Below are 10,137 nucleotides of genomic sequence, written 5' to 3' on the forward strand. Positions count from 1 at the left end.
GCCTGCCGCATGGCTGGCTTCCCCAAAGGGGAATTTTTTTCCCTTTTGACGCATGCTTGGGAACCCGTGCAATGGCAGGCGGTCAAGGGATCAGCACACCAAAGTTTTTCTTCCGCTTCTTCTTTTCCAAATAGGAAGAAAAAGTTTTGTTGCCCCTTGACCGTATGCCCGCCTACTTGGTTTCCGGGAGGTTGAGGGGCGAAGCCGGAGGCTCGGCCTTCCGGAAACTTAGTAGGCTTTGCAGCGGGTTACCATGCGGAATGCAAAAGGGAGAAAAATCTTTCCAATAAAAAAGAACCGGCGTATGCCGGTTCTCTCCTTTTCCTGCTCTCCTTCTCCGTTTATGCTAAGTAATCCCTTGCATGATGATGAAGCAACGCGGAATCATGATGCTTTTTTTTCTGCATGAGCTGCTTGATGGGAGCAAAGCAACGCGGAGCGGACATGATGCAGCCATGCCATCCTTGATTTCCCATCAAAGCGCCCTTGGTCCTTAGCTCCGTGCGGGGTGTAAAGCGAGGGACAGGAACATAGAGCGCCTTATCCGGGATGCTTCACACCGGTTAGGCGCTCTAGTTATCGGCCCAAGTAACCCCGCAGCGGTGCGTAGCAGCTCTTAGGTGGCCGATCTTGCCGCCTTAGAGCTGGTAGCATCAGCCCTAATGTCTTATCTCTATTTCATGAAGTCAGCCTTCTTGCTTGGTATAAGCAACTCAGCTGCAACAAGATCGATCCTCCTGCAGAAACTGAAAGCATCCCTGATTGCAGAATTCCCTTTCACACCATCCTTGGTTTATACCAAGCATAAGTTGCAACCAGCACAGAAAAAAGGCGCTCCCAATAATACAGGAACGCCATTGTTTTAGAACTCATTTATAGTGTAATATTCCTAACTTCATGTAAGTGTACCAATACAATCTTATCGATAAATTCGGTTTTCTACTCCATATCCCCGCTATAAAATGAAACTTGAAATGTTATTCAAGGTTTTCTATTAAGAAGATTGCAACGTTAATAAACTTACCTGTTCCTAAGACCCAATAATCTAGCGTAACTCATCATCCAACGGCACAATGATTTCATCTAGTGTCTTTCGCCACTGACGTTTCATTTCAGGTCCATATTTCAATGGTTTTGCATCTGGATGTAAGGCTTTGTACTTATCAAACTGCTTGCTGTTGATGATTCCTCCAATATTCGGTATAGGGTCTGCACCTATGCCGTATTGAATTGTAGATAAATGCAGCTCATCTTCCTTCACAAACCAAGTATTTGCGAATTCCTTAATCACCCTGTTACGTTCATCAGTAAAGAATCGGCGTTTTACTACAAAAATATCTTCTTCTGCTTCTATTTCTTTCGCATCTATAGCATTCAAAATGGCACGGTATACGTCTTTAACCATTTCTGATTTCTTCAGTTTTTGGAGTGCTTTTTCAATCTCATCGCGGATACTTCGATTATTAGCAGAATACGTTCCTAATAACTGATCAATATAAGCTGAGTCAATATCATAGATCTTAATCGAATTTTCTCCATAGAACTCAATTTCTGAGAAATCTGGTCCTGGTCCATCTTTGTCCCTCTCATCCATGAGTGACCCTTTAACCGTATTGTAGATACCAACGTACTCTTCTAGGGTTTTCACCTGTTCTTGAAGTTCTGTTGATTCTTCCATATCATCATTGTAATTATCATACGTTACTAAAGCTCCAAAGGCATTGTTCAACTCTTGAAATGCTTTCACAAATTCAATCCGGGTTTCTAAAGGCGAGTGCTCGTCAATACCATTTGGATTTGGAACTAACGTTGATAATACTTTATGAGCCTTTTTAAATCGTTTCTTCGACTCATCATAAGTTGGATAAACAAGATTCGTTTCCTCTTGTTCTTCAGAGTATAACTTCGTAGCATCCTTAACATTTTGTTCCATTGTATAGGGCTTCCGGAAGGTCACAATGAGTCCCTTTTCCTTTCCTGGATATGTACGATTCGTCCTCGAGAATGCTTGAATCAAATTGGCGTAACTTAGATTCCGATCCACAAATAAGGTTTGAATCGTTGGTGCATCAAATCCAGTCAATAAACGGTCTACCACAATAACTAAGTCAATTTGTTTTCCAAATACTTTGAACTCTGCTTTCTTTCGAGCTAAGCGATTGTTTATATCGCCATTATATCGTTCAATATCTTCTATCGACCAAGCTGTATCATAATAAGCATTATAATCCTTGATAATGTCCTTCATTTCATCTTGGATTTGTTTCGAATCATTTTCGTTTTCTTGCACCGAATAGGTAATAGCAATCCGCGGAAAATCCGGGTCTTCAATTGTACGCCCCGTTCGAATCCGATGATCGGCAAATTCTTTCGTTAGCCACTCTGGATCTTTGACCATTTCCTTGATTGCGTGATAATAACGCTTCGCCATATCAATGGAACTCGTTGTTAAAATCGCAGACTTTTGCGGACGACCGTTTTTAAAATCAAATTTTATATAAGCATTATCTGGTCGAAAGATCTTATGGATAACTTTCTGAATATGCTCATCACGTTCGAAGAAAGAAGGTTCAAGATAGGATTCTTTTTCCATACCATCCATTTGATCAATAATCATATTGATTTCATCAACACTGTAATGAGCATGTTTTGGATTTTGACGTAGTTGAGCAAAAATATGATCATTTAGCCATGCTGATTGAATCGTATCTTCGTGCTCTACTTGAAATCCTAGAACGGACTCATCATCTAGCGCATTCTTAATGGTATAGGTGTGTAAGACTTCCCCATACTGATCACGAGTGGTACGAGCTAATCGGCCCTTTGCTTGTTTTTTATTTACATCAAAAATCGGGGTGCCTGTAAAGCCAAACCATGTAGAGTTAGGGAAAAACTTCTTAATCTCTTCCATTCCTTCAGCACTTAACGCACGGTGACATTCATCCACGATAAAGACAATATGTTGTCCCACTAGTTTCTTAAAGCGCTGAGCACCCTTTTCTTTCTCTTGTTTTTCGGCATAATCCAAGGCTGCTTCTAATTTCTGACGAGTCGTGATAATGACGGTATTAGAATTGGCATCAGACAGCAGCGTATTACTTAGCTCCTTCGCACTTCCAGTGCCAACGATCAAGCTGTTGGACCTCGCATTACCAGATGAAATTCCCGTATTAAACTCGGAAGCGAATTTTGTGAATTCAGTCGTCGTTTGATTATCCAAGTCTTTTCGGTCAATCAGCATAATAGTACGATCTACGCCAGGTTTACGGGCTAATAACTTCGTAGAGACAAAGCTTGTCAACGTTTTTCCTGAACCCGTCGCATGCCAAACATATCCCGATTCATGTTTCATAGCAGACGTAAATAAGGCTTCAATCGCATGAATTTGATACGGGTGTAATACCATTAAGGCTTTGTTGTCTTGATCCTCACTTACAACCGTATAGTTTGCAATCAGGCGATGAGCATCTGGAATATTCAAGACCTGTTTCACAAACTCATAGAGATTTTCTACTTTTCGGTTATCTTTTGTGCGCCAGCTAAAGACAAATTTCTCATGTATGTCTTTTGGCATTGCATTGGCAAAATAGCGAGTCGTATGTTCGTTAGAAATAACAAACAACTGAAGGGTAGAAAAGATGTTATTTCTAAACATCCCTTCTTCTGCGTATTTCTTGATTTGATAAAGGGCTTGAAACACGCCTTTTTTGGCAGTGGCCTGTTTTAATTCAATTTGAACAATGGGAAGCCCGTTGATTAAAAGTGTCACGTCAAATCGGCGATCACGATCATCAACGTTTACCTTTTGTTTCGCAATCTGATGCACAACTTCGTATGTAGAAATCCCGCCCCCAATGTCTTGGTTAGAGTACAACACTAACGACATAGAACTGAGAGACACATCTTCACGTTCAATTGTAATACGAGAAATGCCATTCTCCCCTTTAAGCCATCTAGCAGCATCAAAGGGTGTCTGTGTTTTCGACAGTAACTCGGTTTTAATATTGTCAAATTCTTTATCAGAAATGGGGTGTTCCCCAATTTCTGATAAGTTATTTTGTGTAATCTTTTGGCGCAAGTTCTTCCAAAGGTCTTCTTCTGATTTTAAATCCGGACGATAATTCCACTGATTATGTCCTTCCCCAAGCACTTCAATCAGTCGACGTTCCACTTCAGCTTCATCATTATGCAGTATCTTTGTCATGCTTCTCCCTCTCTTCTATACGCTTAGACAAACATCTTTTGTAGGAATGCTTTTTTAGTTTCTTTTAAGGCATCTAATTCACGTTCATGAAGAGCAATTGCGTCATCGAGTAGCTTGAATAAAATTCCGATTTTATGCTGTTCTGCCAATACAGGGATGCTGACAGAGATATTATCTATGCTAGATTTAGATAAACTAGGAACACCAGTTGACTCATCATATTTTTTCCAATTTATTTTGTTTGCTAATGCGTAACAAAATAACAAATCATTTTTTTCTTTGGTAGTCATGTAAAAGAGCGTATCTACTGTCCAAAAAGGGGCTTTTAATAACTGTGGATTATTTATTGTTCCTTTTCTACCAATTCCGATGGCATCTTCATCAGAAAGCTTATCATTAACACTAAGCATATATCCGCCAGTACCATAAACAGGAATATTGCCTAGTTGTAAATGTTTATAATCTCTACCAGAATTAATTTTTAATATTTCCCCCAATTTGTGCTCTTTCCAAGTCCCAGTAAAACCTGGGAAACGAACTTCCGGCACGGATTCCCCTTCTTTTGGAAACATTTTTTGCAAGAATCCTTGTTTTGTTTGTTTGAGGGTAGTTAGCTCTTGCTGATGAAGAGCGATCATGTCGTCTAGTTGATTGAAGAACTGGCCAATTCTTTTTTGCTCATTTATTTTTGGGACAAAGGTCGGTGTTTCTCTTATTGTTTTTAATCCTAAATTTTTAATTGTAGTTCCCGTTAAATTATTTAGAAAATAACTTTTAATATTACTTGTTTGAAGTAATTGATACATAAATTTTTTATCAAAAGATGATACTTCAATATAAGCTGCACTTTTTCCCAACATGACTTTTTCGCCATTATACCAAGCTAAATTACCTATTGTTCCATTAATAGACATCAGAATTGTGTTTTCATTTAATTTTTTATCATCTTGTGACTGCTGGTCAGAAGTCACGTATTTTGTTTGATTATTTATCATAATTTTTCCATTAACAAGGTTATTCCCGTTTATAAATGCAATATTTCCATTAGTAGAGTATTTAGGAGTACCATGAAGTCCGTCTCCAATTTTTATTGTACCTTCCCCCAACTTACGCTTTTCCCAATTTCCAGTAAATCCAGCAAAACGAATACTTGGAGTAAGTCTATTTCTCACGATTAAACACCTCTAATGCACCCTTGATCCATTCTGCGTTTTCTTCATCAAATTGTAACGAAGAAATCATGTTATATAGGCTAGATTCTAGTTCTGCTTTTTCTTTTCGAATGTCTTGAATTTCCCGGCCAATTGCAGCCATATCAACAGGTTCTTCTTCCTCAAAGGTATCTACATACCTAGGAATGTTCAAATTGAAGTCATTCTCTTTAATTTCATCAAATGAAGCAACGTGGGCATATTTCTCAACATCTTCTCGCTTCTTATACGTTGCAACAATCTTATCAATGTCTTCTTTGGAAAGTTTATTTTGATTCTTTCCTTTCGTAAACTCATTGCTTGCATCAATAAATAACACATCACGAGTAGTACGATTTTTCTTCAAGATGATGACGGTTGTTGGAATTGATGTCCCAAAGAATAAGTTTGCTGGCATACCTATAACAGCATCAATACTACCATCTTCTAATAGTTTCTTACGAATCACACCTTCTGCTGCACCACGGAACAGTACCCCATGTGGTAATACGATTGCCATGGTTCCTGAATCTTTCAAATGATAGAATCCATGTAAGAGAAAAGCGAAGTCTGCTTTTGATTTTGGCGCTAATTTCCCGTAACGGTTGAAACGTGAATCATCTAAGAAAGTATCATCTGAAGACCAATTAGCTGAGTAAGGTGGATTCATAAGAACTGAATCAAAGGTATAGGGCTCATCTGTCGGCCAATCTTTGTTGAGTGTATCCCCATTACGTAAACGCATATCTTCTTTATCCACACCATGTAAGATAAGGTTCATCTTCGCTAGATTAAATGTCGTTGTATTTAGTTCTTGTCCATGATACTTCACATTTTCTGGATGGTTTATATAGTTTCGAATATTCAGCATCAAAGAACCCGAACCCATCGTTGGATCAAATACGCTAAAGAGTTTCTTGTCTTCTTGACCAATAGCAGCAATACGAGCCATCATGTCAGATACTTCATGAGGGGTATAGAATTCTCCAGCTTTTTTACCTGCTTCTGAGGCAAATTGGCTAATTAGGAACTCATAGGCATCACCGATGACGTCTCCATTATGTCCCAGCACATCAACATCATTTAGTTTCTTCAGTACTTCCGTAATAGTAATGTTTCGTTGCTGATCATCTGAGCCCAGTTTTTTTGATTTCAAATCGACATCATCGAACAATCCATTAAATTGGTCATATTTTGTAGACAAATCGATAAAAGCTTTATTTAAGTCATTCAACTGAAACGTGTTTTGTTTTGCTTGATCCGTCAATACATTGAATAGATAATCTGGTTCAATATCATAACCTAATGTGTCTACTAGCGTTTCAATCAGGTCACTTTTTATATCTTCATCTGCTAATGCTTCCCTATACAAACCGGTTTGTTTTTCTTGCGTGTTGTATTCTTCTAGCGATTCATCTGCGATTTCAACCACTTTTTCTAAAAGCTTATCGGACAAGTACTTATAAAAGATCAATCCTAATAAGTAGTTTTTGTATTCTGATGCATCCATTTTACTTCGCAAGTTGTCTGCGGCACTAAATAATTTCGAGTTTAATCCAGCCATGTTGTGTTCCTCACTTTTTCTATTATTGGTCTAGTTGTTTCAATACTTCTAAATACAACTGCTCTTCAAGTTCCGCTTGCTTTTTTGCCAAAGCTTGTCGCTTTCTCAAACAAAAATAAGCTTTTCCAATTGTCCGTTGTTTCTCAAGCGTTGGTAAATTAATTTCCAACTCTTTTAAGATTGCGGGTGTTAGTTTTGGTACCGTACTTCCTTGCATGGAGATGGCCATTTGCTTTTTCATTGAATAAGATTCATTTAGCGCATAACATAAATAGCTGCTATCCAGTTGATCATGTTCAATAATGAGCTTCGCAAAGTTTTGGTTTAAGATCTTCCCTTGATTTAAATCACTCACTATCCCAGCTTTGGAACTAACAAAGCTGAAAACAACGTCTCCAATTCTACTCAAATAACTATCTTCTTTATTATTTGAATATCCATTATAAGAACTAGCTTGTGAGTCTAAGAAAGAGCCATCTAAATCATTCATTAAATCCTCATAAGAATAAGTAACTAGAGTTAGATCATTTTTTTCATTTCCTCTAGAAAGATTTCTTCCTATTCTAACTGTTACGATATCTTCAAGTTTCATATCCCGCCCTCTTCACAAAAGTATTTCTTTAGAATTACTTTATCTCGATTGCTATTGGATCATATCACTTTTGAAAACAAAACGTCAATAAATTTATGTACTTCTTGCGAATTACACAATACTTATGTCTTTTGTTTATGAGGTACCGCCAATTCAACAAATTGAGTACAAATGTTCATTTTTGTTGACTCGTTATATCGTAGTCCACATAGAGCGCCTTATCCGGGGCGCTCTATTCCCACGGTTAGGCGCTCTAGTTATCGGCCCAAGTAACCCCGCATCGGTGCGTAGCAGGTCTTAGGTGGCCGACCTTGCCGCCTTAGAGCTGGTAGCATCAGCCCTAATGTCTTATCTCTTCCTTGAAGTCTTCTTTACTTCGTATAATTACCTCAACTTGATCAGGAGTTATCCCTCTCTGCAGAAGCTAAAAGCCATCAGGATCCGGATAACTGCTCTTCAATCAAGCTTGGTTTAAACCAAGCAAACCAAATAGAAAAAAGGTGCCCTCATGATTCAGGTGCACCCGTGTTTTAGCTCATATGTAGTTATAATATCCTGATGTGCCGTACATGCCTATCCAGTGGATTCCGTATCTTCGTCGTAATCATCTTCGCCGTAGACGTAGTTTTCGTGGTTTTCGTAGTCTTCGTCGTCAGGATATTCTATCATTCGATGATCCATTGTTATCACGTAAATATCAAGAAAATGTTTGTCGAGTTCTCCATTGAACAGTTTGGTTTGGTTAAGAGCCTCACACAGCCGATCTATAAAATCTTCGTAGTCTTCTATATCTTTACAATCCTTTGATATGTTTGATATTTCACTATCCAAGTCTAGCGTTTTCTCATCTATTTGTATTAGCCCATTGCTTCCTGCCCAACCCGTTCCTGAGAACTTTCTTCCCTCAAAATCAAACTCAAATTTTCTTATCATAAGAATGTCCTCCTATACTAGAAATCAATAGTAGAGTAATAACATAGCTTTTTCATACAAGCCCCTGGGCACCTAATTAAAAAGAATTGCTTTACGAATGTTGACTATTACAAAGATTTATTATCCAATGGGGTAAAATAACCTTTCATCCAATTTAAATCTGTAGTTCCGTTGAATAACCCTTCTTTTGAAAATAGTTCATCCTTTGTCATGTCACCCTTCATGTAGTTGAATATCATTTGCATATTATGATGAATAACAAAGAGTTTGCGATTTAAATCATTCGGCATAAAATTAATATGTATTACATGTGGGAATGTCCCATAAACTTGGATTTTAGATTTTGGATCCTGCCGATATCTAGCAGTAACTCTATGATTACCATCAATGATTAGTCCTTCGCCAGTTGGAGAAAACCAAACTAAAATTATAGGTTCATTATTCTCTAAGGCAAAAGGCAAATAACTTTCATCAATTTCATTTTTTTGAATGTAAGAGTATACTTCTTCTACGCTTCTTACACCTGCATTCAATCTTTTAATTTGTATCATATGATTAATAAAGAACTTTGCTCTATTTATATCCCACGTTATTGTGTATTCGCTGTTGCAGTGGGGAAAATACATTGTCTTTTCAAAGGTATGATGGCTGTTCAATAGATATTGTTGGCTGTTATCTGCACTTACCAGTTCATTCTTATAATTTGCAACAATGTCCACCAAATTAGGATACTGATTAACAACCTGTATTCCATTCAAGTCGAAAACGGATTCATCAATAAAGCTGTCTAATAAATCCCCTATATTATGCAAGAACTCACCTCTTTTTTTGTTCTATTATAAGGATCTCTGTGCATAAAAGGCAACTACTTAACAATCAAAACAACCTACCCAATAACTTAAAGAAAAAGCAACCGGTCTATTAATCGGTTGCTTTTTCTTTAAGCTATCGTTTCTTCATTAGTATGAATCTATATATGTCAAATCTGCTCTTTTTCTCATCTGGATTTATTGTATATTTCTTCACCTAAGGAATTACTAATTGAAATATCTTGTACCCTTGCTGAACCAATGTTTGATACTAATAAGCCCTTTTTGTCATGGATTCCCCTTGACTCAATTGTGCCATCCGAATACTTTATGTCAATATTCTTCGATCCTTTATCCATTAGTTCAATAGGTATAATAACTGCAATATATGGCACTCCATCGCCAATAGTTATTAAATCTTTACCATTTGATGCCCACGATAATTTTTGATCATGTAGCTTTCCATGCTGATCGGAATAAAGTGTAATTAATGAATTTTTCAGCAATAAAATAGCACTGTCCTTTATCCATATGCTATCAAGAGCAGCTAATTCATTATCTGAGATATATTCTACAATCTGTTCGTTGGTTGGTGCAGAGTAAATCAGAGTAGACTCCTTAGAACATCCTGTCAGAATAATTATTAAGACTAAGAGATATGGAATTAGCTTTAGCTTCATATAACTCCCCCTCTCATCTGATAGTTCGGATTTCATTAATAAATATTATATACGTTCCGAACAATGGAAGTTACTTTTTCTAATTAAACTCCCTCGAAATGATTTAAATAACTCACTCTGGCTCATGAATTCGCAGGATTTCTCCTTAGTCAAAGTGTGAAAAAT

Annotated in this window: 8 protein-coding genes; 1 reads left to right on the plus strand and 7 read right to left on the minus strand. The window is 37.5% G+C overall.

Annotated features, from left to right (window positions below):
- Positions 1-362 precede the first annotated feature (362 nt).
- Positions 363-497 (plus strand): hypothetical protein, encoded by a 135-nt coding sequence (locus H9647_RS26080; RefSeq protein ID WP_263621336.1) that lies wholly within the window; start codon positions 363-365, stop codon positions 495-497.
- A gap of 548 nt (positions 498-1,045) precedes the next feature.
- On the opposite strand, the gene H9647_RS25200 is transcribed toward H9647_RS26080, so the two are convergent.
- From H9647_RS25200 to H9647_RS25230, 7 genes are all read right to left on the minus strand, one after another.
- On the minus strand, positions 1,046-4,204 hold the full coding sequence (locus tag H9647_RS25200) for a type I restriction endonuclease subunit R (protein WP_191805174.1): 3,159 nt from the start codon (positions 4,202-4,204) through the stop codon (positions 1,046-1,048).
- Between the two features lie 23 nt (positions 4,205-4,227).
- Complete coding sequence (locus H9647_RS26260; protein ID WP_191805176.1) at positions 4,228-5,376, minus strand: restriction endonuclease subunit S; 1,149 nt, start codon at positions 5,374-5,376, stop codon at positions 4,228-4,230.
- Positions 5,366-6,958, minus strand: a complete 1,593-nt coding sequence (locus tag H9647_RS25210; protein ID WP_191805178.1) for a type I restriction-modification system subunit M — start codon at positions 6,956-6,958, stop codon at positions 5,366-5,368. Before H9647_RS25210 ends, H9647_RS26260 begins: the two co-directional genes overlap by 11 nt.
- Positions 6,959-6,980: 22 nt before the next feature.
- Positions 6,981-7,550 carry a restriction endonuclease subunit S gene (locus tag H9647_RS25215; protein ID WP_191805180.1) on the minus strand — a complete coding sequence of 190 codons (570 nt, stop codon included), beginning with the start codon at positions 7,548-7,550 and terminating at the stop codon, positions 6,981-6,983.
- Between the two features lie 573 nt (positions 7,551-8,123).
- Positions 8,124-8,483 (minus strand): hypothetical protein, encoded by a 360-nt coding sequence (locus tag H9647_RS25220; protein ID WP_191805182.1) that lies wholly within the window; start codon positions 8,481-8,483, stop codon positions 8,124-8,126.
- Positions 8,484-8,590: 107 nt separating this feature from the next.
- On the minus strand, positions 8,591-9,295 hold the full coding sequence (locus H9647_RS25225; RefSeq protein WP_191805184.1) for a hypothetical protein: 705 nt from the start codon (positions 9,293-9,295) through the stop codon (positions 8,591-8,593).
- 185 nt (positions 9,296-9,480) lie between these two features.
- Positions 9,481-9,972: a hypothetical protein gene (locus H9647_RS25230; RefSeq protein WP_191805186.1), complete on the minus strand. Its 492-nt coding sequence runs from the start codon at positions 9,970-9,972 to the stop codon at positions 9,481-9,483.
- Positions 9,973-10,137: the final 165 nt, after the last annotated feature.

The sequence above is a fragment of the Paenibacillus gallinarum genome (assembly GCF_014836635.1).
In the GTDB taxonomy this organism is placed as follows: domain Bacteria; phylum Bacillota; class Bacilli; order Paenibacillales; family Paenibacillaceae; genus Paenibacillus; species Paenibacillus gallinarum.